This window comes from Micrococcus luteus (assembly GCF_014138885.1).
Taxonomy (GTDB): Bacteria; Actinomycetota; Actinomycetes; order Actinomycetales; family Micrococcaceae; genus Micrococcus; species Micrococcus luteus.
This window is the reverse complement of the sequence record NZ_JACJIK010000001.1, coordinates 662118-687610: the sequence shown is the minus strand read 5'-3', so window position 1 is coordinate 687610 and position 25493 is coordinate 662118. Positions and strand designations below refer to the sequence as shown.

Sequence of the window (25493 nt, the reverse complement as noted above, 5' to 3'; positions counted from 1 at the left end):
CCGCCCGGACCCGGCTCAGGCGCGCGTGGCACGGGCGAGCGCCTGACGCACCCGCTTCTCGGAGACCGAGACCGCCGTGCCCAGCTCATGGGCGAAGAACGAGACGCGCAGCTCCTCGATGAGCCAGCGCACCCGCTCCAGCTCCGCGGGGACGGGCGTGCCCGCGAACCGGGCGCGATGGGCCGCGACGGCGGCGTCGAACTCGTCCTCGAGCCCCTGCACCACCGCCATGTGCTGCCCGTCGCGCTGCAGGTGGCCCCCGGCGTCCAGCCGGTCCAGGCGCGTCAGCATGCCCTGCAGGTAGCGCGGCAGGTGCTGCAGCCGCTCCCAGCCCGTGGCGGCCACGAAGCCGGGGAACACGAGCTGCTCGAGGTGTGCCTTCACGTCCGACAGCGCCGGTGCGAGGGCGAGCGAGACCGAGTCCTTGAGCCGGCGTCGCACCTGCGCGGCCCGGGAGAGCACCTGCTCCACCAGGGACGTGACGGCGAAGACCGTGTCGATCAGGTCGGCCCGCACCCGGTCGAACAGGGCGCGGAACGCGGCCTCGTCGAACGGCAGCTCGTCCCCGACGAGACGGTCCACGGCGGCCTGGGTGCAGTCCGCGACGAGGGAGTCCACCGAGCCGTGCGGGTTCTGGGTGAAGGTGAGCTTCTCCCTGTTGTCCAGGTGGTCCAGCACGTAGCGCTGTGGGCTGGGCAGGGTGGCCAGCAGCAGCCGGATCACCCCGGCCCGGTGCCAGGCCGCCTGGTCCTCCGCGGACCGGGCCACGGTCAGGCCGGCCGCGGGGCCGCCGTCGGGCGTGGTCTCGGGCACCAGGCTCGGGTAGCCCGTGATGGCGGGGCCGCGCGCCCCGGCCGCGGTGGAGACGGTCTTCGGCACCGTGCCGATGCTCCACGAGGTCAGCCCGTGCCGCTCCTCGAAGGCCGGCGTCGCGCCGGACCGCCCGGGGCCCTCCGGGCGACGGCGTCCCTCGGCCCCGGCCCGCGCGTCGGCCTGGGCACGGCCGCCGCGGCCCTTGCCGCGCGGCCCCGGCCGGGCCGAGGCGGGGTCGTCGGTGCCGGCGAGCCGGGCGGCGATCGCGGAGCGGTTGGCCTGCGCGAGCCGGGCCTGCAGCGCGGGCAGGTCCTGGCCGGCGCCCATCACGGCGCCGCGGGCGTCCACGACGCGGTAGTCCATCCGCAGGTGCAGGGGCACCGCGTCCAGGGCCCACAGTCCGGGCTCCACCACCACGCCGCGCACCCGGCGCACGGCCGCGGACAGCGCGTCCGGCAGCTCGTCCCGCAGCGGGTCGGCGTGGGCCTCGAGGTCCGCGACGAGCTGCTGGGCCACGTCCGGGGCGGGCACGAGGTTCTTGCGCACGGCCTTGGGCAACGCCTTGATGAGGGCGGTGACGAGCTCGACCCGCAGGCCGGGGACCAGCCACGCGAAGGGGTCGGGGGAGACCTGGTTGAGCAGCAGGATCGGCACGGCCACGGTCACGCCGTCGGTGCCGGCCGCGCCGGTCGGGTCGTACGTGTACTCGAGGTCGAGCTCCACGTCGCCGCCGGGCATCGGATACGTGAACGTGGTGGGGAACGCGTCGGTGTCCAGGTCCTCGGCGTCGGCGGTGAGCAGGGCGGCGACGTCGAGGTCCAGCAGGTCCGGCTGATCCTGGCGCGCCTTCTTCCACCACGCGTCGAAGTGCCGCTCGGAGACGACGTTTCCCGGGATCCGCGCGTCGTAGAAGGCGAACAGGTCCTCGTCCCCGATCCGCAGGTCGCGGCGGCGCAGGCGCGTCTCGAGGGCGTCGACCTCCTCGAGCGCAGCCCGGTTGCGGGCGAAGAACCGGTGGCGTGTGCGCCAGTCGCCCTCCACGAGGGCGTGCCGGATGAACAGCTCGCGGGAGAGCTCCGGGTCGATCCGGCCGTACCGGACCGAGCGGTCCGGGATCAGGGTGACGCCGAACAGCGTCACCTTCTCGCGCGCGACGACGGAGCCCGCCCGCCGCGACCAGTGCGGCTCGTTGTAGGTCCGCTTGACGAGGTGGCCGGCGACCTCCTCGGCCCACTCCGGCTCGATCCGGGCCACCGTGCGCGCCCACAGCCGGGAGGTCTCCACGAGCTCGGCGGCCATGACGAACGGGTGGCGCTTCTTGAACAGGGCGGAGCCGGGGAACACGGCGAAGCGGGTGCCGCGGGCGCCCACGTACTCGCGACGGCGCTCGTCGTAGGCGCCGATCTGCGAGAGCAGGCCGGTGAGCAGGGACTTGTGCACGGCCTCGTGCCGGCCGACCGGGTCCACGGGTCCGGACTCGACGGTGAGGCCCACGTCCTTGGCGAGCTGGCGCAGCTGGCGCACCAGGTCCTGCCACTCCTGCACGCGCAGCCAGTTGATGTGCTCACGGCGGCACAGCTTGCGGAACTGGGAGCCGGAGAGCTCCTTCTGCCGCTCGTGCAGGTAGGCCCAGAGGTTCAGGATCGCGGAGAAGTCCGAGTTCTCGTCCGCGAACCGGCGGTGCAGCTCGTCCGCGGCCTCGCGCTGCTCCGTGGGGCGCTCGCGGGGGTCCTGGATGGTCAGGGCCGCGGCGATCACCATGACCTCCCGGACGCAGCCGCGTTCACCGGCCTCGAGGATCATGCGGCCCAGCCGCGGGTCAACGGGCAGACGGGCCAGGCGGCGTCCGACCCGGGTGATGGTGCCGGCGCGGGCGCCGCCGGCCTCGAGCGCGCCGAGCTCGGTGAGCGTGGTGGCGCCGTCGGTGACCTGTCGGCCGTCCGGGGGCTGGACGAAGGGGAACTCCTTGACGTCGCCCGGGGTGCGGGCCACACCGAGGGACAGCATCTGCAGGATCACCGAGGCCAGGGAGGTGCGCAGGATCTCCGGGTCCGTGAACTCGGGGCGGGAGAGGTAGTCCTCCTCCGAGTACAGGCGGATCGCGATGCCGTCCGAGGTGCGGCCGGACCGGCCCGCGCGCTGGTTCGCGCTGGCCTGGGAGACACGCTCGATCGGCAGGCGCTGCACCTTGGTGCGGTGCGAGTACCGCGAGATGCGCGCGGTGCCCGTGTCGATCACGTACTTGATGCCCGGCACGGTCAGGGAGGTCTCGGCGACGTTCGTGGCCAGCACGATCCGCCGGCGCACCCCGGCCCCGGCGCGGCCGAACACGCGGTGCTGCTCCGCCATGGACAGGCGGCCGAACAGCGGCAGGATCTCCGTGCCGGCCAGGCGCGTGGTGCCGGCGACGACGCCGGTCAGGTGGTCCGCGGCCTCGCGGATCTCCCGCTCGCCCGGCAGGAACACGAGGATGTCACCCGGCGGCTCGGCGGCCAGCTCGAGGACGGCGTCGCCGATCGCGTCGAGGGGGTCGCGGGTCTCGGCGGCGTCGTCCGCATCGTCCTCGGGGTCGTCGGGGGAGGGCTCGTCGGTCAGCGGCCGGTAGCGGATCTCGACGGGGTAGGTGCGCCCCGAGACCTCGATGATCGGCGCCGGGACCACGCGGCCGCCGTCGTCGGCCTCCACCGCGTCCGCAGGGTCCTCGCCCGCGGCCAGCGGCCGGCCGAAGTGCCGGGCGAAGCGCTCCGGGTCGATGGTGGCCGAGGTGATGATCACCTTCAGGTCCGGGCGCTGGGGCAGCAGGTTGCGCAGGTAGCCCAGGAGGAAGTCGATGTTGAGGCTGCGCTCGTGGGCCTCGTCCACGATGATCACGGAGTAGCGGCGCAGCTGCGGGTCGTGGGGGATCTCGGCCAGCAGGATGCCGTCCGTCATGACCTTGACCCGGGTGGCCTTCGAGGTCTGCGTCGTGAAGCGGACCTGGTAGCCGACCGTCTGCCCGATCTCCTCGCCCAGCTCCTGCGCGATGCGTTCGGCCACGGAGCGGGCGGCGATGCGCCGGGGCTGGGTGTGGCCGATCGAGCCGGCCTCCCCGAGCCCGAGGGCCAGGCACATCTTCGGCAGCTGCGTGGTCTTGCCCGAGCCGGTCTCGCCCGCGACGATCACCACCTGGTGGTCGCGGATCGCGGCCATGATCTCCTCACGGCGCTCCGCCACCGGCAGGTGTTCGGGGAACGTGATCGCGGCGGCGTCGTGGGGCGTCGCCGACGGCTGCGCGGCGGGCGTGGAGGGCGGGGGAGTCTGCGTCATGACGGCCTCCATCCTAGGCGCGCGGGGGCCCGGGCCGACCCGGACGGGGCGAATCCGGGACTGGGGCTGAGAGTCCGGATGTGATTCTCTGGAGCCCATGGACACGAACACCGTCTCCCTGCTAGCGGCGATCGGCCTCTATTTCCTCGCGATGATCGCGATCGGCCTGTACGCCTCCCGCAAGAACACCGACCTCGACGACTACATGCTCGCCGGACGCGACATGAAGCCGTCCGTCGCGGCGCTCTCCGCGGGTGCGTCCGACATGTCCGGGTGGCTCCTGATGGGCCTGCCCGGCGCGATCTACGCCGCGGGCCTGGTCGAGGGCTGGATGGCGGTCGGCCTGACCGTGGGCGCGTGGGTGAACTGGCGCGTGGTCGCCCCCCGCCTGCGCTCCTACACCGAGGTGGCCGGGAACTCGATCACGATCCCGTCCTTCCTCGAGAACCGGTTCAAGGACCGCACGCACATCCTGCGGATCGTGGCCGGCCTGATCATCCTCGTGTTCTTCACCTTCTACGTCTCCTCGGGCATGGTGGCCGGCGGCAAGTTCGTCGAGTCGACCTTCGGCCCCGACTCCTTCTACGCCCAGGGCATCAGCATCAACTACCTCACCGGCATGCTCGTGGTGGCGGGCATCACGGTGCTCTACACCCTGTTCGGCGGCTTCCTCGGCGCCTCGCTGACAGATGTGGCCCAGGGCATCCTCATGTTCCTCTCCCTGCTGGCCGTGCCCATCGTCGTGATCCTGACCATGGGCGGCTGGGACGCCGTCGTCGAGGGCATCCGCGCCGCCGACGCCGCCGGCGGCGGAGTGAACCACTTCTCGATGTTCGAGAACGCGACGCTGATCGGCGTCCTGTCCTCCCTCGCCTGGGGCCTGGGCTACTTCGGCCAGCCGCACATCATCGTCCGCTTCATGGCCCTGCGCACCCCGCACGACGCGGCCGTCGCCCGGCGCGTCGGCATCGGCTGGATGGCGCTGTCCGTGTTCGGCGCCGTGATGGTCGCCCTCGTCGGCATCGCCTACTTCCAGGCCAACCCCGGCACCACGCTCGAGGACCCGGAGACCGTGTTCCTCGTGCTGGCCTCGATCATGTTCCACCCGTTCGTGGCCGGCCTGGTGCTGGCCGCCGTCCTCGCCGCGATCATGTCCACGCTCTCCTCGCAGCTGATCGTGTGCTCCTCCGCCCTGGTGGAGGACCTCTACATGCTGCGCGGGCGCACCGGGTCCCCGACGTTCACCCTGTGGCTCGGCCGCATCGGCGTGCTGGTGGTGGCGCTCGTGGCGGGTCTGCTCGCCCTCAACCCGGACTCCTCCGTGCTCGAGCTCGTCTCCTTCGCGTGGGCCGGCTTCGGCGCCGCCTTCGGCCCCGTGATCCTGCTCGCCCTGTACTGGCCGCGGTTCACCTCGTGGGGGGCGATGGCCGCCATGGTCACCGGCGCCGCCGTCGCCTGGTTCTGGTCCGAGGCCAGTGCCGAGACGTGGGAGTGGTTCGGCCTGTACGAGCTGCTGCCGGGCTTCGTCGCCGCCCTCCTGGTGGGTGTGGTGGTGTCCCTCGTGACCCAGCGCTCGCGCCGTGTGCAGCGGCGGATCGACGCCGAGTTCACCGGCGCGATCGACATCGTGGCCGGCCGCGAGCCGCACCCGGACGTGGCCCCGGCCGCCATGACGCGGGACGCCGCCGGGGGCTCGACCGCAGCCGCCGCGGATCCGCGCGCGCAGGCGTGAGGCTCTTCCTCGCGATCCGTCCGCCGAGGGCCGCGCTCGACCACCTCGAGCCGGCCCTCGACGGCGTCCGGGACCGGGCCGGGCGCGTGCTGCGCTGGACCGAGCCGGAGCAGCGGCACCTGACGCTGGCGTTCCACCCGGAGGTGCCCGCCGGCGCCGTGGACGACGTCGTCACCGAAGCCGGCCGTATCGCGGTGGGACATGCCCCGCTGGACCTGCACCTGGCCGGAGCGGGGGAGTTCTCCCACCGCACGCTCTGGGTGGGGGTGGGCGGGCAGGTCCGGGAACTCGGCGCGCTTCTGGCGGAGCCCTGGCTCGCCGACGACGACGGCCAGGACCGCCGGCGTGCCCATCTCACCGTGGCGCGGGTCTCGGGGGCCGCGCCCCGACCTCGGGGTCGGAGGCGGGGCGAGCCCCGTCCGCCGGCACCGGCCACCGTCCTGCTGGCCGAGGCCGTGCACGCGCTCACGGTGTACCGCGGGCCGCAGTGGACCGCCGACGAGGTCGAGGTCGTGGCGTCCCGGCTCGGCGAGGGCCGCTCCGGCGGGCCGCTGCACGAGGTGCTGGCGACCGTCCCGCTGCGCGGCTGAGGGGCCGACGAGCAGGCCCCGACGAACAGAGTGGTCACGACGTGCCGTCACCGGACTCCGGTGACGGCACGTCGTGACCACTCTGTGTGCGTCAGGCGGCCGACGGGCCGGACGGAGCGGGAGACCCATCCGGCCGACCCGGCCCGGGGTCAGCTCTCCAGCGGGCCCTGCACCGCGTAGAGGCGCTTGTTGGCGAACTCGTCCACGGCCATGGGGCCGAGCTCGCGGCCGAAGCCCGAGCGCTTCACGCCGCCGAAGGGCAGGTTCGCGCCGGCGGCGGAGGCGAGGTTCACGTTCGCCATCCCCACCTCGAGCTGGTCGGCCACGCGCTTGGCCTCGTCCAGGTCCGTGGAGAACACGGCGCCGCCGAGACCGTACTGGGAGTCGTTGGCCAGCGCCACGGCCTCCTCGGCCGAGGACACCTTGTAGACCACGGCGGCCATGCCGAACAGCTCCTGCGTGTAGGCGGGGTTCTCCTGGTCCACGTCCGTGATCACGGCCGGGGAGACGTAGAAGCCCTCGCCCTCCGGGCCGGAGACGCGCTCGCCGCCCACGTGGACGGTGGCGCCGGCCTCCTTGGCCGCGGCGATCTGCTCGGTGAGCCCGTCGGCCGCGGACTCGGAGGACAGCGGGCCGTAGACGTCGGCGTCGCGCGAGGTCGGGTCGCCGGGCTTCATCGCCGAGGAGCGCTGGACCAGCTCGTCCACGAAGTCGTCGTAGAGGTCCTCCATGACGATCATGCGCTTGTTCGAGTTGCAGGCCTGGCCCCAGTTGCCCATCCGGGTGGCCAGTGCGTCGCGGGCGGCCGCGCGGGCGTCCGGCGCGGAGAGCACGATGTACGGATCGGAGCCGCCGAGCTCGAGGACGACCTTCTTGAGGTGCCGGCCGGCCTGCTCGGCGACGGCGGCGCCGGCCCGCTCCGAACCGGTGAGGGACACGCCCTGCACGCGCGGATCGGCGATGATCGTGGAGATCTGGTCGTGGGTGGCGAACAGGTTCTGGTACACGCACTCCGGCAGGCCGGCCTCGGTGAAGAGCTCTTCCAGCAGCTGCGCCACCTGCGGGTTGATCTCGGCGTGCTTGAGCAGGATGGTGTTGCCGAGCACGAGGTTCGGCGCCACGAAACGGGCCACCTGGTACACCGGGAAGTTCCACGGCATGATCCCCAGCAGCGGGCCGATCGGCAGCCGCTGGACGAACGCCTCCTGCCCGGAGAACTGCTTGATCGGCTGGTCCGCGAGCAGCTCCTCGGCCTCGTCCGCGTAGTACCCGAAGATCTGGGCGCTGTAGCGCACCTCGCCGACCGCCGCGCCGAGGGCCTTGCCCATCTCCGTGGTGATCAGCGCAGCGATGTCCTTGGAGCGCTCGGCCAGCAGCTCGGAGATCCGCTTCACGACGGCGGCGCGCTCGGCCACCGACTTCCGGGACCACTGCTCGTAGGCGGCCTGCGAGGCGTCGAGGGCGTCGGCGATCTGCTGATCCGTGGCGTTGTCGAAGGACTTCAGCAGCTCCCCGGTGGCCGGGTTGATCGTGCGGTAGCCCTGAGAGGCGGAGGTGGTGGTCATCAGTCGTCACCCTTTCGTGTGGACGTCCTGCGGTCAGCTCCCCATCCTGCCGGAGGCCCCGCTCACTCCCAGATCCCGGACGCCCCTCTTCGCCACGAGCCGAGAAGGTGGGTGTCCACGACCCCGGCGGCCTCCATCAGGGCGAAGCACGTGGTCGGCCCCACGAATCGGCAGCCGTGCGCCTTCAGCGCCCTCGCGAGCGCGCGCGACTCCTCCGAGGCCGAGGGGACCTGCGCCACCGTCTCCGGCCGTGGGGTCGCGGCAGGCTGGTGCGCCCAGACCAGCCCCGCCAGACCGCGGGCCGGCCGGTCGCCGTCGCCGTGCCAGGCGGGGCCCGCGCCGGGGGAGCCCGGGTGCAGCGGGGTGAACCGCTCGCCGCGCATCCCGACGACGGCCTGCGCGTTCGCGATCGCCGCCTCGATCTTGCGCCGGTTCCGGATGATGCCGGGGTCCGCCAGCAGCGCCTCGACCTCCGCGTCCCCGAACGCCGCGACGGCGTCCGCGTCGAAGCCCGCGAACACCTCCCGGAACCGGGGCCGCTTGGCCAGGACGGTCCGCCAGCTCAGGCCCGACTGGAACGCCTCGAGGACGAGGCGCTCGAACAGGCCCCGCTCGTCCGTGACGGGCAGGCCCCACTCCGTGTCGTAGTACTCCCGCAGCAGCGGATCCCGTGCCGCCCACGGCGGGCGGGCCCGCCCGTCCTCACCCACGACGACGCCACTCGGCGGCGCCTGTCGCCCGTCGGCCGGTGGATCCTCGGCGAGGGTGGAGACGGGGGCGGGGAGGCCGTCGTCGGCGTGGTGCGCGCTCATGCATCCGAGCCTAGGAGCGGCCCCGGACATCCGGAACCGGAACGCGACGCCCGGGGACGCCACGCCGTCTGCGGACACCTGTGCAGGAGGCACGGCCGGACCTCGTCACTCGAGCCGCCCGGCCCGCAGCCGCCACGTGTGGTCGCACCGGGCCGCCACGGCGGGGTCGTGCGTGACGACCACGATCGCCCGCTCCGGCTGGGACATGGAGCGGAAGAGCCCCATCACCTCGTCGGTGCGCTCCTCGTCCAGGGCGCCCGTCGGCTCGTCGGCGAGCAGCAGGGAGGGCCCCATGATCACGGCCCGGGCGATGGCCACGCGCTGGCGCTCGCCGCCGGAGAGCCGGCCGACGGGGTGGTGGAGACGGTCTCCGAGCCCGAGGCGCGTCAGAAGCTCGGCGGCCATGGTGCGGCGCTCCCGCTTCGAGGTGCGCGGCCGCGCGTAGAGCAGCGGCAGGGCCGCGTTGTCCACGGCGGTCGCCCGATCGATGAGCAGATGGTCCTGGAGCACGATGCCGCACGTCCGGTTCCGGTAGGCGTCGCCGTCGGACGACCGCGGTGCCGGCAGGCTCCGCCCGGCCACACGGATGCTCCCGGCGTCCGGTGTGTCAAGGCAGGCGAGGAGCCGCAGCAGGGTCGACTTGCCGGACCCGGAGGGTCCCATGATCGCGTGGACGCCGCCCCCGGGGACCTGGAGCGAGACGCCGCGGAGCACGGGGACATCCCCGGCGGGGCCGCGGTAGGAGCGGTGTACGTCGTGCACGGTGAGCAGGGACATCACACGGTCCTTTCGACGAGTGCCGCCGTGCGGACGGCCCGGTGCAGCTGGCGGAGGGGATGACGGGTGCACGCAGCGGCGATCGCCAAGACGACCGCCAGCCCGACCACGACGACGGCAGGCGCCGGACGCAGTCCGCCCGCTTCCGAGGCGATGCCGAGGCCGAGCAACGATCCGAGCACGGCCGGAATGCCCCATACCGCGGCCACGGATGTGGCGATCCGGAGCCGGATCAGTCGTCTGGGCGCCCCGACCGTCAGGTGCGCCAGCCACGTGGGCGTGAGTCGACGGGTCATGGTCGTCAGGAGGCTCACCACCGTCACGACGGCGCTGGCAAGCCCGGCGGTGTAGGCGGTGACCATGAGCGCGGCACCGCGGGCTTCTCGGGCGATCGGAGACCTGGCCGAGGCGATCGGGGCCAACTCGGCGACCACGCCCGTCTCGTCCTCGAGGACGTCGAGTGCCGCTCTCACCTCGGAGGCCGCGTCCTGGCATGCCACGACGGAACCGTAGACCGCCGCGAGCTGGGCCGGTTCGATCAGGCCGGCCATGGTCGTCGTGCTGGTGACGATGACGGGCGACTCACCCAGGGGCCAGAGGGATCCGTCGGCCCGCGGCGCGGCCGCGTCCCCGGGGAGTGGGCCGGCATAGCTGTGGGGTGTGGACCCCACGTACACGGTGCCGCCCGGTGCCCCGGAGGTGATCGCGGCGGGAGCGAAGTACACACCCTCGGCGGGACTGACGGCAGCAGCGGCGTTGAACTCCCGGGCCAGACCAGGCGTGGCGATGACCGCCCCCTGCAGCCGGGGGTCCTCGATTCCGATGGCGTCCGTCACGAGGAAGGCACGGGGGTCGACTCCGTCGACATGGGCGGCGAACGCCCGGGAGACGGTGTCGACGGCGCGGGGGTGGAGGTCGGTCGTGACGGCGGGGTCCAGGATCCTGGTTGCCACCAGGCCCGACGACTCGGCGTCCTCGAGCACCTCGAGCGCCGTGGTCACTCCGCCGGCGACGCCCAGGGCCAGTCCGAACACGACCGACGCCACGGTCGTGTGCAGCAGGGACAGGAACAGCAGTCCGGGCGTGTCGAACAGGTCGCGGAGGCCGTCCGCAACGGCCCGCATGGCTGCCGTCATGCGTGTGCCCTTCGGACCCAGAGGGTGGACAGGGTCGTGCCGAGGATGAGGATGGCGTCCACGACGAGCACGGCGGACCAGAGGAGAGCGGTGTCCCCCGTGAGCCCGATCTCCGCGTCCCACCGGGGCCATGCCACGAGCCAGACTCCGCCGGCACTCGCGGCGGCGGTCGTCCAGGCGACCATGGCGGGCCGGACACCGAGCCGGGCCGCTCGCAGTGGGGAGGCACCGACGAGGCGGTGCGAGGTGACGGCAGGGAGCAGTCGACTGCGCAGGGTCGTGCGCCAGACGACCTGGGCGCCCAGCAGGGCGAAGCCGGCGATCACGGCGAGCAGGGGCACATGGACACTGCGTCGCATCGCTGCCTCCCACGGCGGCGGGAGCGGGACGACGTCGACGACGACACCGGCCCGCCGCAGCGATTGGACGAGCTCGTCGACCTGGGCCGGTGAGCCGCCGATCACGCCGGCAAGGGACGAACTGTCGGTGGAGAGGAACGGGACCAGGAGGTCTGCTTCGGTGGCGCGATCCGGCGCGGAGGAGAGGTCTCGGACGACGACCCGATCGACGTCCGGCCAGCTCAGTTCGCCCGCAGCGGCACGTGCGGCAAAGGGGGAGGTGCTGGGGACGACCGCGGTCGGGGCGACGCCATCCGGGAGCACGTCCAGAGCAGGTCGGCCGGCGAGGGCAGTCACGTGGGGGCTCGTGGACGTGGCCGCAGAGCCGGAGTCCGGTCCCGTCAGCGACGTCCGGATCATGGGCCAGGCCTCGCCGGCGGGGAATGCCGAGATCTCGTACACCGTGCCGTCCATGCGCCAGCGTTCCTCCTTCTCCACCCCGACGTAGGACGCGAGGAGCGCTGCTGTTCCGAGCGTGATCAGGAGAAGGAGGAATCTCGAGACGAGCATCCGGGTCATCACGGCTGGCCCGAGGAGAGCTGAGCGGCTGGATGATGCCTCACCTGGGAAGCGCCCCTGGGGTGCGGACCGGCGGGGTCATGTCGACTTTCACGTCATATTCCATCCACTCAATTCCTGTGGGCGAATGGGACACGCATCACAGGGGCCTGACGGAATAGTGAGCCCAGTGTGTGTGAGTCAAGAGGCATCACCACTCGATCGACCACCGAGCGCACTGCCCCGTCCGTGGGGCCGCGCCTTCGCCGTCCCGGAGGGCCTTGTCCTGGCGATCGCGTCATGACCTGGTGGCGGCCCTCAGGTCATGACGCGATCGTCAGGTGGCGCAGGGGCGGGCCATCCCGCCCCACCTCACCCCGCGTCCGGCCTCAGGCGTCCGAGGCGGTGCGGATCGTCGGCTCGGGCAGGTACACGGACCCGCCGGCGGCCCGGAACTCCGCGGACTTCGCGGCCATGCCGGCCTCGGCGATCCGCGCCTGCTCGGACGCGCCGCCGAACTCGCTGCGGATGTCCTGGCTGATGCGCATGGAGCAGAACTTCGGCCCGCACATCGAGCAGAAGTGGGCGGTCTTGGCGGGCTCGGCCGGCAGCGTCTCGTCGTGGTACTCCTCGGCGAGCTGCGGATCCAGGCCGAGGCCGAACTGGTCGCGCCAGCGGAACTCGAAGCGCGCCTTGGACAGCGCGTCATCGCGGTCGCGGGCGCCGGGGTGGCCCTTGGCGACGTCGGCGGCGTGCGCGGCGATCTTGTAGGTGATCACGCCCGTCTTCACGTCGTCCCGGTCCGGCAGGCCCAGGTGCTCCTTGGGCGTGACATAGCAGAGCATCGCGGTGCCGTAGCGGGCGATCTCGGTGGCGCCGATGGCCGAGGTGATGTGGTCGTACGCCGGGGCGATGTCCGTGACGAGGGGGCCGAGCGTGTAGAACGGGGCGCCCTTGCACAGCTCCTGCTGGCGCTCCACGTTCTCCCGCACCAGGTGCAGCGGGATGTGGCCGGGGCCCTCCACCATGACCTGGACGTCGTACGCCCACGCCCGCTCCGTCAGCTCGGCGAGCGTGTCGAGCTCGGCGAACTGGGCGGCGTCGTTGGCGTCCGCCACGGAGCCCGGCCGCAGGCCGTCGCCCAGGGAGAACGCGACGTCGTAGCGCGCGAAGATCTCGCAGAGCTCGTCGTAGTTCTCGTAGAGGAAGTTCTCCTTGTGGTGGCCCAGGCACCAGCCGGCCATGATCGAGCCGCCGCGGGAGACGATGCCGGTCACGCGGTCCGCGGACAGCGGCACGTGGCGCAGCAGCACGCCGGCGTGCACGGTCATGTAGTCCACGCCCTGCTCGCACTGCTCGATCACGGTGTCGCGGAAGATCTCCCAGGTCAGGGCCTGGTGGTCGCCGCCGACCTTCTCGAGGGCCTGGTAGATCGGCACGGTGCCGATCGGCACGGGGGAGTTGCGCAGGATCCACTCGCGGGTGGTGTGGATGTCGTCGCCCGTGGACAGGTCCATCACGGTGTCCGCGCCCCAGCGGGTGGCCCACTGCAGCTTCGAGACCTCCTCGGCGATCGACGACGTCACCGCCGAGTTGCCGATGTTCGCGTTGACCTTCACGGCGAACGCCTTGCCGATGATCATCGGCTCCGACTCGGGGTGGTTCACGTTCGCCGGGATGATGGCGCGGCCGGCCGCGACCTCGGAGCGCACCAGCTCCACGTCCACGCCCTCGCGCAGGGCGACGTAGCGCATCTCCGGGGTGATCTCGCCGCGCCGGGCGTAGTGCATCTGGGTGACGCGCGCGCCCTCCTTGGCGCGCAGCGGGGGGCGGCGCTCGCCGGCCCACTCCTGTGAGGCGGCGCCGCGGCGCACGGCCGAGCGGCCGTCGTCGAGCAGGTCGCGCTCGCGGCCCTCGTACTCCTCGACGTCGCCGCGGGCGCGGATCCACTCGGCGCGCTGGGCCGGCAGGCCGCGCTCGGGCACGGAGCCCGGGCCCATGGTGCGGTAGACGGTCAGGGGCGCGTTGGGCGTGCCGTCGGGGGAGTCGTCCTGGTGGACCTCGGTGACGGGCACGCGGATGCCGTGCTCGGCGTCCTCGAGCCATCCCAGACGGTGCGTGGGGTAGTTCTCCTCGGCGACGACCTCGGCCGTCGACTCGGCTGCGGGCAGGGGGGTGCGCTCGGAAACGGACATGGCCGCGGCTCCTTCTTCCTTCGCCGGAATGACCCGGACAGGTTCAGACGGTCTCCGGGCGGCGTCAGCCCGGTCTCAGCCCCGTGCCGTGGGGCTCCCGTGGGATGCGAGCGACCCTAGCACGTCCCCCGCGAGGCCTCACCGCCGCCGTCCGGCCATGCGGCCGGGCGCTCAGGCGCGCGCCGCGCGGGCCGCCCGGCGGCGCACCGTGGTGCGCTCGACGATCCACGTCACGACCAGCATCACGATGATGACGATGCCGGCGTAGCCGAGGACGGGGTAGACGGTGCCCACGAGGTCGGAGAAGCCGACGCTCGAGAGCAGGGTGGCGGCCAGGGCCGTGACGACGGCGATGACCCAGCCCGGCACGCGGCGCATCGAGGACAGCAGGGCGATGCGCTCCACCCCGCCGTACAGGCACGAGACCGCCGTCGTGAACTGCGCCAGCAGCAGGACGACCGTGTACAGCAGGGCGGCCCAGCCGCCGATCATCGCGGCCAGCTCGACCATGGGCAGCTCGGCACGGCCGATGAGCTGGGCGTGGACGGTCAGCGCGGCCATCACCGCGCCGGCCATCACCACGAGGCCCAGTGCCCCGAGCCCGGCCCCGGCGACGAGGGAGCGGCCCGACGAGGAGCTCTCCTCGCCGATCGGGGCGAGCACCGCGTAGGCCAGCTGGATGTTGAAGGCCACGTACAGCACGCCCGAGAGCCACCACTGGTTGATCAGCGGGGACGAGGTCACGAGCGCGGCGACGTCGTCCACCGCGGCCCCCGGGTTCGCCAACCCCCACACCGCGACGCCGACGGCGACCACGATGATCAGGGGGACCACCACGGCCTGGACGCGCACGAGGCCCGTGATGCCGGCCAGCACCGAGACCACGCAGACGGCGGCCATCACCAGCGAGCCCACGAGCGAGGGCAGCCCGAACGCGGTGTGCACCGCCGCCCCGGCCCCGGCCAGCATGATCACCAGCGTCCCCAGCAGGGACGTGGTGATGCACAGGTCCGCGAACCAGGTGGGCACGCGCGACGTCGTGGGGTTCACGATCCGGTGGATGTCCGTGGTCCGCAGCTTCTGCGCCAGCCGCAGCACGATCACCGCGAGCAGGAAGAACAGCGCGCCGGCGATCACGAGCGCCCCCGTGCCGCCCCAGAGGCCGAAGCTCACGAAGTACTGCAGGATCTCGTTGCCCGAGGCGTACCCGGCGCCGATGGTGGTGCCGATGAACGTGGCGGCGATCCCGAGCGGGGAGGTCGGCCGCAGCGGCGCCGACTCCTCGGCTCGGCCGGGGTGCGCGGGGGAGCTCTCTGTGACGTGGGACATGCGACTACATTCTCATGGGCGGGATCGGCCCGGCCCGGGCGGCCGATCCGCCCCGACCCGAAGGAGCCCCCGCATGACCCCCGCCGTCCCCCGTGTGCTCAGCATCGCCGGCTCCGACTCCGGCGGCGGCGCCGGTGTCCAGGCCGACCTGAAGACCATCGCCGCGTGGGGCGGCTACGGGATGACCGCGATCACCGCGATCACCGCCCAGAACACGCAGGGCGTGCAGGCCGTCCACCCGCTGCCGGTGGACGTGGTGCGCGCCCAGCTCGACTCGGTCGCCGCCGACATCGCCGTGGACGCCGTGAAGATCGGCATGCTCGGCACGGTGGAGCTCATGCGGGCCGTCGCCGGCTGGCTCGAGGAGACCCGGCCCGCCGTCGTCGTGCTGGACCCGGTCATGGTGGCCTCGAGCGGGGACGCCCTCACCGCGGTCGGCGACGACGACGGGCGCGCCGCGTGGGCCCGGCTGCTGCGGGTGGCGCACCTGGTGACACCCAACCTGCCCGAGCTGGCCCGGCTGACCGGGCGGGACGCGACGGACTGGGACGCCGCCCTCGACGCGGCGCGGGGCCTGGCCGCCGAGCATGGGGTGACGGTGCTGCTCAAGGGCGGGCACCTGGACGAGACCGAGGCGCCCGAGGCCGCAGCGGCGGAGGTGCCGGACGCCGTCGTGCGCGTGGGCGGGGCCGTGCACGAGGTGCGCGGCCCGCGCGTGACGACCCGCGCCTCGCACGGCACCGGCTGCACCCTCTCCTCGGCCCTGGCCACGCTGGCCGGGGCGGGCCTGAGCTGGGAGGACGCACTCGAGCGGGCCAAGCCGTGGCTGGCCGACGCGATGCGGGCGGGGGAGGCGCTCGCGGTCGGGGACGCCTCGCGGCCGACGTGGCACGGGCCCGTCGACCACGGTCATGCGCAGCGGGGCTGAGGGCGGGACCTCCGGGCTTCGACACGTTCGAGGCGGGAAATCCGGCGAATACGCACCTCGGGACGTCCTATGAGGTCGATTTCCCGCCTCGAATGCCGGTGACCCGGACCTCCCGCTCCGCTCGAGCGTCCGGGTCCGCAGAACGCAGAAGAGCCGGACCACCGTGTCGCCACGGGGGTCCGGCTCTGTTCGCTCGTGCCCCCGGCAGGATTCGAACCTGCGGCCTTCTGCTCCGGAGGCAGACGCTCTATCCCCTGAGCTACGGAGGCGGGGGTCGCGACGCGTCGAGCGCGTTGCGGACTCGTCGACTCTACACCATCAGGACGGCCCGTCCGTGACCTCCCCGCGGGGCGCGTCAGCCGGGCAGGCCCCCGCGCAGGGTCCGGGCCGCGGCCTCGGGGTCCTCGGCCTGCGTCACGGCGCGGACCACCACGATCCGTTCCGCCCCGGCCGCGCGGACCTCGGGCAGCCGGTCCGCGTCGACGCCGCCGATGGCGAACCACGGCCGCGCCCCCGCCGGGTCCTCCGCGTCCAGGCGTGCGGCGAGGGTCGGCAGTTCCAGTCCGACGGCGGCCCGGCCCGGCTTCGTGGGCGTCGCCCACACCGGCCCCGTGCAGAAGTAGTCCAGGCCGTCCTCCGCGCGGGCGCCGCGCACCTGCGCCTCGGTGTGGCACGAGCGGCCGAGCACCACGTCCGGGCCCAGCAGGGCGCGGCACTGCGCGGTGGTCAGGTCGGTCTGGCCCGTGTGGAACACGTCCACCCCGGCCAGGGCGGCGACGTCGGCGCGGTCGTTGGCGGCCGAGAGCGCCCCGTGCTCCCGGGCCAGCGGGACGAGCGTGGCGAACGCGGCCAGCTCGACCGCCACGTCCACGGCCTTGTCCCGCACCTGGATCACGTCTACTCCGCCGCGGAACGCCGCCGCGCAGAAGTCGGCGAACGCGGCCGTGTCGAGCGTGCCGTCCGGGCGCAGGAACCGCTGCAGGTCGGTGCAGACGTACAGCCGGGAGGCGGCGAGGCGGGCGCGGCGGCGCGCGCCGGGGCCGGTGCCGCCGTCGTCGCGGCCGGCCGCGGTCATCAGGAGCGGATCGGGGGAGTGCATGCGCCCACTGTGGCAGACTGGCCGCTGTTCCATGGGAGCCCGGGCCGCACACGCCGGGCTGAGAGGGCCGCAGGGGCGCACCGCGCCGGCGCGGCCGACCATCACCACTCGATGCGGGTCATGCCGCCGTGAGGAGGACCGGTCCGTGCACGTGGCCGTCGTCGGGGCCGGGATCATCGGCCTCACCGCCGCCGTGCGTCTGCGTGCCGCAGGCCACGCCGTCACCCTGATCGCCCCCGAGCTGGACGCCGCCGGGCGCCCGCACGCCGTGGCCGGGGCCACCCACGCCGCGGCGGGGATGCTCGCGCCGCTCGCCGAGACCCAGTTCAGCCAGGACGACCTCGCCCCGCTGCTGCAGGCCGGCTGGGAGGCCTACCCGGCCCTCGTGGACCTGCTCGCCGCCTTCACCGATGTGGAGACGGGCTTCCTCGCACAGGGCGCCTGGATCGTGGCCGCGGACCCCTCGGACGCCCGCGCCTGGGACCACGTGCTCGAGCACGCCTCGATCCTCGGTCGCCGGGTCGAGCCCGTCTCCGTCCGCGCGCTGCGCCGCGCCGAGCCCGCCCTGGCCCCGGGCCTGGCCGCCGGCTTCGACGCCCCGGACGACCATCAGGTGGACCCGCGACGGCTCGCCGCCGCCTGCGTCGCCGCCCTGCGCGCCGAGACCGGACCCGACGGCGGCCCGCTCCCGGTCGGCGCCGGACCCGCCGCCCGGTTCGTGGCCGGACGCGTCACCGCCGCCGGCCCGGAGGGCGAGGGGGTGCGCCTCACGCTGGCCGACGGGGGCGTCCTCACCGCCGACGGCGCGGTCCTCGCCGCGGGCCTGGGCCACCGCGGGATCGGCGGCGCGGCCACCGCCGTCGAGGTCCCGCTGCGCCCCGTCCACGGCGACGTGCTGCGTCTGCGGGTGCGCCCCGAGCAGCTGCTGCCGGGGGAGTCGCACCTGATCACCCGCACCGTCCGCGGCCTCGTCCACGGGCGCCAGGTCTACCTCGTGCCCCGCGCGGACGGCACCCTCGTGGTCGGCGCCTCGGCCCGCGAGGACGGCCTGGCCGGCACCTCCGCCGGGGCCGTGCTGGACCTGCTCGCCGACGCCGCCGCGATCCTGCCCGCCGTCCGCGAGTGCGAGCTGGTCGAGATCACCACCGCCGCCCGCCCCGGCACCCCCGACGACGCCCCGCGCGTGCTCGCCGTGCCCGAGGCTCCGGGCGCCGTCGTCGCCACCGGCTTCCACCGTCACGGGATCCTGCTCGCCCCCTGGGCGGCCGGGCGGATCCTCGAGCTGCTGCACGCCCGCCTGAAGGAGATCGCATGAGCACCCTCACCCTGACCCTCAACGGAGAGCCCGCCGAGCTGGCCGCGGCCACCGTCCGCGACGTCGTCGCGCACGTCACCGGGCGCGCGGTCGGCGACGACGGCGCCGCCGCGGACGGGCGGCGGCTCGGCGTGGCCGTGGCGGTCGGCGGCGAGGTCGTGCCCCGGTCGGCCTGGGCCACCCGGGCGCTGGCCGCCGGGGACGAGGTCGACGTCGTCACCGCGGTGCAGGGGGGCTGAGCGATGGCCGAGCACCGCACCCCGCCCGCCGCCCCCGCGATCCCGCCGCTGCGGATCGGCGGCTACGACCTGGCCTCCCGGCTCATCATGGGCACGGGCGGCATCACCGACCTGACCGCCCTCGAGGGCGCCCTCGTCGCCTCCGGCACCACGCTCACCACCGTGGCGCTGCGCCGCTGGTCCGCGGACACCCGTGACGGCCTGGTCGCGCTGCTGGACCGCCTCGGCATCGACGTGCTGCCCAACACCGCCGGCTGCTACACCGCCCGTGACGCCGTGCTCACCGCCCGGCTCGGCCGCGAGGCGCTCGAGACCGACCTCGTGAAGGTCGAGGTCATCGCCGACGAGCGCACCCTGCTGCCCGACGTCGTCGAGACCCTCGAGGCCACCGAGCGGCTCGCCGCCGACGGCTTCACCGTCCTGGCCTACACGTCGGACGACCCCGCCATGGCGCTGCGCCTCGAGCAGGCCGGCGCCGCCGCCGTCATGCCGCTGGGCTCGCCGATCGGCTCGGGGCTGGGCATCCTCAACCGCGCCCACCTGGAGCTGATCGTCTCGCGCGCCTCCGTGCCGATCGTGCTCGACGCCGGCGTGGGCACCGCCTCGGACGTCGCCCTGGCCATGGAGGCCGGCTGCGACGCCGTGCTCGCCGCCTCCGCCATCACCCGCGCCGCCGAGCCCGCCCGCATGGCCCACGCGTGCCGGCTCGCGCTCGAGGCGGGCTTCCACGCCCGCCGTGCCGGGCGCATCCCGCGCCGCGAGCACGCCCTGGCCTCCTCGCCGATGGCCGGGCGGGTCACGGCCGAGGAGGACGAGCGGTGACCGCCGCCCGCGAGCCCCGCGACCTCACCGCGCTGTCCGACACCCAGCTGGAGCGCTTCGCCCGCCACCTGAGCCTGGACGGCTTCGGCCCCGAGGCCCAGCTGGCGCTGCTGCGCTCCCGCGTCCTCGTGGTCGGCGCCGGCGGCCTCGGGGCGCCCGTGCTGACCTACCTCGCCGCCGCGGGCGTGGGGGAGGTCCACGTGATCGACGACGACATGGTGGACCGCTCCAACCTGCACCGCCAGGTGATCCACGCCGAGGCGGACCTCGGCCGCCCCAAGACCGCCTCCGCCGCCGCGACGATGCGCGGCCTGCACCCCGAGGTGCGCGTGGTCGAGCACCGCGAACGCCTGACCGCGGCCAACGCGCTCGAACGGGTCGGCGCCGTGGACCTCGTGCTCGACGGCACGGACAACTACGCGACCCGCTACCTCGTGGCCGACGCGTGCGAGATCGCGGGCGTGCCCGTGGTGTGGGGCGCGATCCTGCGGTTCGTGGGGCAGGTGAGCGTGTTCGCCCCGGGCGGGCCGCTGTACCGGGACGTGTTCCCGGAGCGGCCCGAACCCGGCGAGGTGCCCTCGTGCGCGCAGGCCGGAGTGCTCGGGGTGCTGCCCGGGATCATCGGCTCCCTCATGGCGGCCGAGGCGATCAAGCTGCTCTCCGGGGTGGGTGAGCCCCTGGTCGGGCGGCTGCTCTCCGTGGACGCCCTGACGATGCGCTTCCGTGAGCTGCGGCTCGTGCCCGACCCCGAGCGGACCCCCGTGACGGACCTGTCCGCCCACGCGGACCAGGCCCCCCGCCCGGACGACGCCGGCGCCCCCGGCTCGGCGGAGGCGTGCGGCGCCGCGGGCGGGGAGATCGCCCCCGCCGCGCTGGCCGCCCTGCTCGCCGACCCCGCCCGGGCCGCGTCCCTCACCCTGCTCGACGTCCGCGAGGACTGGGAGCGGCGCCTGCGCCGCGTCGAGGCCCCCGCGGCGGTGGCCGATCGACACGTCCCGCTCGAGGCCGTCCTCGCGGAGCCGGCGGCCCACGCGCCCGGGCAGGACCACGTCCTGGTGGTCTACTGCGCCGCCGGAGCCCGCTCGGCCCGGGCGCGGGACGCCGTCGTCGGGGCCGACCCGGGCGCCGGCGGGCGCGTCCTGTCCCTCGCCGGCGGCCTCGCCGCCTGGCCCGCCTGACCCCCACCCCGACGAACCCTGCGAGATGGCCCCCACCGCGGGCCGGAGGGGGCCATCTCGCAGGGTTCGTTCGCACGCGCACGGGCGCGGCGGCCCTTCCGTAGACTTGCGCGGGTGAAGCCCGAAGACCTCTCCGCCCTGCTGTCCGCTGTCCTCACCGACGCCGTCGATGCCGGTGACCTCCCCGCCGCGCTGCGGGAGGAGATCACCCCCGCGCGCGTGAAGGTGGAGCGACCCCGCAGCCGCGAGCACGGCGACTGGGCCACCAACGTCGCCCTCCAGCTGGGCAAGAAGGCCGGGATGGCCCCGCGCGACCTCGCCGGGCTCGTGGCCGAGCGCCTGACCGACAAGCCGGGCATCGCCGCCGTCGACGTCGCCGGCCCCGGCTTTCTCAACGTCACCCTGGACGCGGCCTCGGCCGGCGCCCTGGCCCGCGAGATCGTCGAGGCCGGCCCGGAGTACGGCCGCAACGACGCCCTGGCCGGGCACACCGTGAACATGGAGTTCGTCTCCGCCAACCCCACCGGCCCGCTGCACATCGGACACACCCGCTGGGCCGCGCTGGGCGACGCGATCGCCCGCCTCCTGCGCGCCTCCGGCGCGGACGTCACCGCCGAGTACTACGTCAACGACGCCGGCAACCAGATGAACGTGTTCGCCGACTCGGTCCTCGCCCGCCTGCACGGCCGCGACGTCCCCGCGGGCGGCTACCCGGGCGCGTACGTGCAGGAGCTGGCCGACGCCGTCGCCCTCGAGCACCCGGACGTGCGCGAGCTGACGGACGAGGCCGCCCGCCCGGTGGTCCGCGAGGCCGCGTACCGGCTCCAGATGCAGGACATCAAGGACACGCTCGCCGCCTTCGACGTGCACTTCGACGTGTTCACCTCGGAGCAGACGCTCCACGACTCCGGCGCGATCGACCAGGCCGTGCAGCGGCTGCGCGAGCAGGGCCACATCGAGGACCGCGAGGGCGCCGTGTGGCTCAAGACCACCGACTTCGGCGACGACAAGGACCGCGTGCTCATCCGCGCCAACGGGGAGCCCACCTACTTCGCCGCCGACGCCGCCTACTACCTCCACAAGCGCGACCGCGGCTTCGAGGAGAAGGTGTACCTGCTCGGCGCCGACCACCACGGCTACGTGAACCGCCTCAAGGCGATCGCCGCCGCCGCCGGCGACGACCCGGCGACGAACATCGAGATCCTCATCGGCCAGCTCATCTCGGTCAACGGCGCGAAGCTCTCCAAGCGCGCCGGCAACATCATCGAGCTCAAGGACCTCGTGGAGTGGCTCGGCCGCGACGCCCTGCGCTACGACCTGGCCCGCTACCCCGCGGACTCGCCCCTGACGATCGACCCCGAGCTGCTGCGCTCCGCCACGAACGACAACCCCGTCTACTACGTGCAGTACGCCCACGCCCGCGCCTCGGGCGCGGCGCGCACCGCGCAGGCCCACGGCGTGGACCGCTCCGAGTTCGACGCCGCCCTGCTCACCCACGCCACCGAGTCGGAGCTGCTGGCCCAGCTGGCGGAGTTCCCGGCCGTCGTCGGCGCGGCGGCGCGCCTGCGCGAGCCCCACCGCGTGGCCCGCCACCTCGAGGTGATCGCCGGGGCCTACCACTCGTGGTACGCCGCCTGCCGCATCGTGCCCATGCCCACCGACGACGGGACGCCGCGTCCCGTGGAGACCCTCAACCGCACCCGCCTGTGGCTCAACGACGCCACCGCCCAGGTGCTGGCCAACGGTCTCGGCCTGCTCGGCGTGACCGCCCCGGAGAAGATGTGAGCGCCCGGATGACGACGCCGCAGCCCGCCCCCGCCTCCCCGCTCGCCCCCGCCTGGCTCCCCGCGCCGGGGGACCCGGACGCGCTCGTGCCCGGCCTGTGGGCCGCCGGCGTGGACCGCGCCGCCGACGGCGAGCTCACCGTCCAGGGCCTGCGCGCGAGCGCGCTCGCCGCGGAGTTCGGCACGCCGCTGCTCGTGGTGGACGAGGACGACTTCCGCGCCCGCGCCCGCGCGTTCCGCGAGGGCTTCGACGCCGCGTTCGCCGACCTGTGCGGGGGAGCGGACGTCTACTACGCCGGCAAGTCCATGCTCACCCTCTCCACCGCCCGCTGGGCGGCCGAGGAGGGCCTGCGCGTGGACACCGCCTCCGGCGGCGAGCTGGCGATCGCGCTGGCCGCCGGCGTCGACCCGGCCCACATCGGCCTGCACGGCAACAACAAGTCGGACGCCGAGCTGCGCACCGCCCTCGAGGCGGGCGTGGGCCGGATCATCGTGGACTCGCTCGACGAGCTCACCCACCTGGCCGCGCTCGCGGCCGAGGTCGGCCGCCGCGCCCCCGTGATGCTCCGGCTGACCCCGGGCGTGCACGCGCACACCCACGACTTCATCGCCACCGCGCACGAGGACCAGAAGTTCGGCCTCTCCCTGGCCCCGGCCTCCACCGACCGGGACGGCAACGTGGCCGGCCGCTCGCCGGCCGCCGTCGCCGTGGCCGCGGCCCTGGCGGCCGAGTCGATCGACCTGCTGGGCGTGCACTGCCACATCGGGTCCCAGATCTTCGAGGCCGAGGGCTTCGGGCTGGCGGCCGGACGCGTGCTCGAGTTCCTCGCCGAGGTCAAGGCCGAGCACGGGGTGGAGCTGGCCGAGCTCGACCTCGGTGGCGGCCACGGCATCGCCTACACGGCCGTGGACGAGCCGCGCCCGGCCGCGGAGATCGCCGACGCCCTCGCCGACGACGTCCAGAAGACCGTCGAGCGCCTCGGCCTGAGGTGCCCGCGGGTCTCGCTCGAGCCGGGGCGGGCCATCTCAGGCCCCGCGGGCCTGACCCTCTACACGGTCGGGGTGACCAAGACCGTGGACGCGGACGCCCCCGACGGCGGCACGGCGGCCCGCCGCTACGTCGCCGTGGACGGCGGCATGTCCGACAACCCGCGTCCCGTCCTCTACGACGCCGACTACACCGCCGTCTCCGCGCGCCGCACCTCGGAGGCCGAGCCGGTGCTCTCCCGCGTGGTGGGCAAGCACTGCGAGTCCGGCGACATCCTCGTCCGCGACGTGTACCTGCCGGCCGACCTGGGCCGCGGCGACCTGCTGGCCGTGCCGGCCACGGGCGCGTACACGCACGTGATGTCCTCGAACTACAACGCGCTGGCCCGCCCGGCCGTCGTCGCGGTCTCCGGCGGGCAGGCGCGGGTGATCATCCGCCGCGAGACGCAGGAGGACCTGTTCGCCCGCGAGGCCGATCCGCGCCTCGCCCGCTGAGGACGCGGGCGCGGCGCACCCGGCCGCCGGCCTCGAGCCCGGGTGGGTCCGTCCCGCTCTGCGGACACCGAGTGTCGCGCGGTGGGACGGGCCGGGGCGCCGCGCTAGATTCGAGGCCAGCCGGGCCGCGCGGTCGCGCGGGCCCGACCCACCCTGGATCACGGAGGACCATGCCCCAGCACACCGACGCCCCCACCGCACTCAAGGTCGCCCTGCTGGGCGGCGGGACCGTGGGGTCCCAGACCGCCCGGATCCTCACCGAGGACGCCGACATCCTGCGGGACCGCGTGGGCGCCGACCTCGAGCTCACGGGCATCGCGGTGCGGGACACGGGCGCGACGCGCGACTGGCAGGCGGACCCGGCGCTCTACACGACCGACGCCGAGGCGCTCGTGGACGGCGCGGACGTCGTCATCGAGCTGATGGGCGGCATCGAGCCGGCCCGCACCCTGATCCTGCGCGCCCTGGCCGCCGGCACGTCCGTGGTGACGGGCAACAAGGCGCTGCTGGCCCAGCACGGCGAGGAGCTGTACGCCGCGGCCGCCGCCACCGGCGCGCAGCTCAGCTTCGAGGCCGCCGTCGCCGGCGCCATCCCGATCCTGCGCCCGCTGCGCGACTCCCTGGGCGGCGACCGCGTCACCCGCGTGATGGGCATCGCCAACGGCACCACCAACTTCATCCTCGACCGGATGGACTCCGAGGGGGCGGACTTCGACGACGCCCTCGCCGAGGCCCAGCGGCTCGGCTACGCCGAGGCCGACCCGACCGCCGACGTCGAGGGCCACGACGCCGCCGCGAAGGCCGCGATCCTGGCGACCATCGCGTTCGGGGCGCCGTACACACTGGACCAGGTGGCCGTCGCGGGCATCACCGCGATCACGGCCGAGGACAACGCCGCCGCCGCGGAGGCGGGCTACGTCATCAAGCTGCTGGCGATCGCCGAGCGCGGCCGCGCCGCCGACGGCGCCGAGGGCGCGGTCCTGCGCGTGCACCCCACCCTGCTGCCGCGGGAGCACCCGCTGGCCTCCGTGCGCGGGGCGTTCAACGCCGTCTTCGTGGAGGCCGACAACGCCGGCGAGCTCATGTTCTACGGTCCCGGCGCCGGCGGCGCCCCCACCGCCTCCGCGGTGATGGGCGACGTCGTCTCGATCGCCCAGCGCATCGTGCGCGGCGGCCCGGCGCGCCTGCGCACCCCCGTCACCGCCCTGCCCGCCCTGGACCCGGCCGAGGCCCACACCTCCTTCATGGTCGTGCTGCGCGCGGCGGACCAGCCCGGTGTGCTGCGCCGCGTCGCCGGGGTGTTCGAGGAGCACGGCGTCTCCATCGAGACGCTGCGTCAGGTCCCATCTGAGCGCGAGGACGCCCCCGGCGCGTCCCTGCGGCTGATCACCCACCGTGCGCGGCAGCGCGACCTCGACGCCACCGTCGGGGCGCTCGCCGCCCTGGACGTCGTCCACGAGGTCGCGTCCGTCCTCCGAGTCGAAGGGAACTGACC

19 protein-coding genes and 1 tRNA gene are annotated in these 25493 nt (G+C 74.3%); 10 read left to right on the top strand and 10 right to left on the bottom strand.

What is annotated here, in order from left to right:
- Positions 1-15: 15 nt before the first annotated feature.
- Positions 16-4119, bottom strand: a complete 4104-nt coding sequence (hrpA, locus tag HDA34_RS03075; RefSeq protein WP_134376940.1) for an ATP-dependent RNA helicase HrpA — start codon at positions 4117-4119, stop codon at positions 16-18.
- Positions 4120-4216: 97 nt separating this feature from the next.
- On the opposite strand from hrpA, the gene putP reads away from it, so the two are divergent.
- Both putP and HDA34_RS03065 read left to right on the top strand, forming a co-directional pair.
- A complete protein-coding gene (gene putP, locus HDA34_RS03070; RefSeq protein WP_060974186.1) occupies positions 4217-5851 on the top strand; it encodes a sodium/proline symporter PutP in 1635 nt (544 codons plus the stop codon).
- Positions 5848-6441 (top strand): 2'-5' RNA ligase family protein, encoded by a 594-nt coding sequence (locus tag HDA34_RS03065; RefSeq protein ID WP_127445977.1) that lies wholly within the window; start codon positions 5848-5850, stop codon positions 6439-6441. Before putP ends, HDA34_RS03065 begins: the two co-directional genes overlap by 4 nt.
- Before the next feature lie 149 nt (positions 6442-6590).
- Here the strand turns inward: HDA34_RS03065 and HDA34_RS03060 are convergent, their stop codons facing one another.
- The 7 genes from HDA34_RS03060 to HDA34_RS03030 form a co-directional block, all read right to left on the bottom strand.
- On the bottom strand, positions 6591-8006 hold the full coding sequence (locus tag HDA34_RS03060) for an NAD-dependent succinate-semialdehyde dehydrogenase (RefSeq protein ID WP_060974184.1): 1416 nt from the start codon (positions 8004-8006) through the stop codon (positions 6591-6593).
- Positions 8007-8068: 62 nt separating this feature from the next.
- On the bottom strand, positions 8069-8818 hold the full coding sequence (locus tag HDA34_RS03055) for a DNA-3-methyladenine glycosylase I (protein WP_020624982.1): 750 nt from the start codon (positions 8816-8818) through the stop codon (positions 8069-8071).
- 105 nt (positions 8819-8923) lie between these two features.
- Positions 8924-9595, bottom strand: coding sequence for an ABC transporter ATP-binding protein (locus HDA34_RS03050; protein ID WP_127435353.1), 672 nt, complete (start codon positions 9593-9595; stop codon positions 8924-8926).
- Positions 9595-10731: a hypothetical protein gene (locus HDA34_RS03045; RefSeq protein WP_233437059.1), complete on the bottom strand. Its 1137-nt coding sequence runs from the start codon at positions 10729-10731 to the stop codon at positions 9595-9597. Before HDA34_RS03045 ends, HDA34_RS03050 begins: the two co-directional genes overlap by 1 nt.
- Positions 10728-11648 (bottom strand): hypothetical protein, encoded by a 921-nt coding sequence (locus tag HDA34_RS03040; protein ID WP_049147226.1) that lies wholly within the window; start codon positions 11646-11648, stop codon positions 10728-10730. Before HDA34_RS03040 ends, HDA34_RS03045 begins: the two co-directional genes overlap by 4 nt.
- A gap of 368 nt (positions 11649-12016) precedes the next feature.
- A complete protein-coding gene (gene thiC, locus HDA34_RS03035) occupies positions 12017-13822 on the bottom strand; it encodes a phosphomethylpyrimidine synthase ThiC (protein WP_036341386.1) in 1806 nt (601 codons plus the stop codon).
- Between the two features lie 171 nt (positions 13823-13993).
- Entirely contained in the window at positions 13994-15151 is a 1158-nt protein-coding gene (locus HDA34_RS03030; protein ID WP_127435604.1) for a YkvI family membrane protein, read from the bottom strand.
- A 73-nt stretch (positions 15152-15224) separates the two neighbouring features.
- On the opposite strand from HDA34_RS03030, the gene thiD reads away from it, so the two are divergent.
- Positions 15225-16079, top strand: coding sequence for a bifunctional hydroxymethylpyrimidine kinase/phosphomethylpyrimidine kinase (gene thiD, locus HDA34_RS03025; protein ID WP_036316593.1), 855 nt, complete (start codon positions 15225-15227; stop codon positions 16077-16079).
- 196 nt (positions 16080-16275) lie between these two features.
- Here thiD and HDA34_RS03020 read toward each other — a convergent pair.
- Positions 16276-16348 (bottom strand) — tRNA-Arg (locus tag HDA34_RS03020).
- Between the two features lie 86 nt (positions 16349-16434).
- Complete coding sequence (gene thiE, locus HDA34_RS03015) at positions 16435-17178, bottom strand: thiamine phosphate synthase (RefSeq protein WP_134376938.1); 744 nt, start codon at positions 17176-17178, stop codon at positions 16435-16437.
- A 145-nt stretch (positions 17179-17323) separates the two neighbouring features.
- Between thiE and HDA34_RS03010 the strand changes: the two genes are divergently transcribed.
- The 7 genes from HDA34_RS03010 (at position 17324) to HDA34_RS02980 (ending at position 25491) form a co-directional block, all read left to right on the top strand.
- On the top strand, positions 17324-18493 hold the full coding sequence (locus HDA34_RS03010; RefSeq protein WP_036316589.1) for an FAD-dependent oxidoreductase: 1170 nt from the start codon (positions 17324-17326) through the stop codon (positions 18491-18493).
- Entirely contained in the window at positions 18490-18732 is a 243-nt protein-coding gene (thiS, locus tag HDA34_RS03005) for a sulfur carrier protein ThiS (RefSeq protein WP_134376936.1), read from the top strand. Before HDA34_RS03010 ends, thiS begins: the two co-directional genes overlap by 4 nt.
- A gap of 3 nt (positions 18733-18735) precedes the next feature.
- Positions 18736-19554: a thiazole synthase gene (locus HDA34_RS03000; protein ID WP_036316581.1), complete on the top strand. Its 819-nt coding sequence runs from the start codon at positions 18736-18738 to the stop codon at positions 19552-19554.
- The gene (locus tag HDA34_RS02995) at positions 19551-20732 is read left to right on the top strand and encodes a HesA/MoeB/ThiF family protein (protein ID WP_134376934.1); all 1182 of its coding nucleotides are present in this window, start codon (positions 19551-19553) and stop codon (positions 20730-20732) included. Before HDA34_RS03000 ends, HDA34_RS02995 begins: the two co-directional genes overlap by 4 nt.
- 114 nt (positions 20733-20846) lie before the next feature.
- On the top strand, positions 20847-22517 hold the full coding sequence (gene argS, locus HDA34_RS02990; RefSeq protein WP_041103245.1) for an arginine--tRNA ligase: 1671 nt from the start codon (positions 20847-20849) through the stop codon (positions 22515-22517).
- Positions 22518-22525: 8 nt separating this feature from the next.
- The gene (gene lysA, locus HDA34_RS02985) at positions 22526-23998 is read left to right on the top strand and encodes a diaminopimelate decarboxylase (RefSeq protein ID WP_049147167.1); all 1473 of its coding nucleotides are present in this window, start codon (positions 22526-22528) and stop codon (positions 23996-23998) included.
- A 170-nt stretch (positions 23999-24168) separates the two neighbouring features.
- Positions 24169-25491: a homoserine dehydrogenase gene (locus HDA34_RS02980; protein ID WP_049147165.1), complete on the top strand. Its 1323-nt coding sequence runs from the start codon at positions 24169-24171 to the stop codon at positions 25489-25491.
- Positions 25492-25493 lie beyond the last annotated feature (2 nt).

Bases quoted from the DNA above. Each gene is read 5' to 3' on its own strand.
- hrpA (WP_134376940.1), bottom strand. From the start codon at position 4,119: ATGACGCAGACTCCCCCGCCCTCCACGCCCGCCGCGCAGCCGTCGGCG.
- putP (WP_060974186.1), top strand. From the start codon at position 4,217: ATGGACACGAACACCGTCTCCCTGCTAGCGGCGATCGGCCTCTATTTC.
- HDA34_RS03060 (WP_060974184.1), bottom strand. From the start codon at position 8,006: ATGACCACCACCTCCGCCTCTCAGGGCTACCGCACGATCAACCCGGCC.
- HDA34_RS03055 (WP_020624982.1), bottom strand. From the start codon at position 8,818: ATGAGCGCGCACCACGCCGACGACGGCCTCCCCGCCCCCGTCTCCACC.
- HDA34_RS03050 (WP_127435353.1), bottom strand. From the start codon at position 9,595: ATGTCCCTGCTCACCGTGCACGACGTACACCGCTCCTACCGCGGCCCC.
- HDA34_RS03045 (WP_233437059.1), bottom strand. From the start codon at position 10,731: ATGACGGCAGCCATGCGGGCCGTTGCGGACGGCCTCCGCGACCTGTTC.
- HDA34_RS03040 (WP_049147226.1), bottom strand. From the start codon at position 11,648: ATGACCCGGATGCTCGTCTCGAGATTCCTCCTTCTCCTGATCACGCTC.
- thiC (WP_036341386.1), bottom strand. From the start codon at position 13,822: ATGTCCGTTTCCGAGCGCACCCCCCTGCCCGCAGCCGAGTCGACGGCC.
- HDA34_RS03030 (WP_127435604.1), bottom strand. From the start codon at position 15,151: ATGTCCCACGTCACAGAGAGCTCCCCCGCGCACCCCGGCCGAGCCGAG.
- thiD (WP_036316593.1), top strand. From the start codon at position 15,225: ATGACCCCCGCCGTCCCCCGTGTGCTCAGCATCGCCGGCTCCGACTCC.
- thiE (WP_134376938.1), bottom strand. From the start codon at position 17,178: ATGCACTCCCCCGATCCGCTCCTGATGACCGCGGCCGGCCGCGACGAC.
- thiS (WP_134376936.1), top strand. From the start codon at position 18,490: ATGAGCACCCTCACCCTGACCCTCAACGGAGAGCCCGCCGAGCTGGCC.
- HDA34_RS03000 (WP_036316581.1), top strand. From the start codon at position 18,736: ATGGCCGAGCACCGCACCCCGCCCGCCGCCCCCGCGATCCCGCCGCTG.
- lysA (WP_049147167.1), top strand. From the start codon at position 22,526: ATGACGACGCCGCAGCCCGCCCCCGCCTCCCCGCTCGCCCCCGCCTGG.
- HDA34_RS02980 (WP_049147165.1), top strand. From the start codon at position 24,169: ATGCCCCAGCACACCGACGCCCCCACCGCACTCAAGGTCGCCCTGCTG.